This window comes from Undibacterium sp. TC9W (genome assembly GCF_049339865.1).
Classification (GTDB): Bacteria; Pseudomonadota; Gammaproteobacteria; order Burkholderiales; family Burkholderiaceae_D; genus Undibacterium.
In genome coordinates this window covers 1-491 of record NZ_JBMPPJ010000070.1, presented here as the reverse complement: position 1 = coordinate 491, position 491 = coordinate 1, and the positions used below count along the sequence as shown (strand labels likewise).

General features: G+C 46.8%; 1 protein-coding gene. It reads left to right on the top strand.

The window, feature by feature from the left end; translation table 11 throughout:
• Window positions 1-491 (top strand): hypothetical protein (locus ACO0LN_RS30285; RefSeq protein WP_422980473.1); only part of this gene is annotated, 491 nt, incomplete at both ends.

The following is a 491-nucleotide window of genomic DNA, read 5'->3' as shown; positions in this document are numbered from 1 at the left end:
AACCAAACTTTCACTGGCGGCACAGGTAATGACGCGTTCACTACAACTTACGCTAACCTGGCATGGAAAACAATCAATGCTGGTTTGGGTACCGATACAGTAACAGTTACTGATGCAGTTACAGCAGCATTTAGTCTGGCAACATCCAGTGCAGCTGGTGCAGCTTTGGCTGGTGTTGACATCGTGAACTTCAATGCTGTGAATACAAACACAGTAACAATGTTCAACGGTGCGGCAACAGTGAATACTGCTGGCGGTACTTTCATCCTGGGTTCAGGTGGTCAAACAGTGAACGCAACTGGTGCAGTAACAGTAACTGGTGGTACAGGTGCAGATACAATCGCACTGTCCTCTGGCGCTGATACTATCATCGGTTCTGGCTCAACATTTGCAACTATCGATACAGTAAGCGGCTTCAAAGCAGCTGGTGCAGACGTATTCAAAACAGGTACTGCAGCAACTACATTGAACGCATTGTCAATTGCTAATGC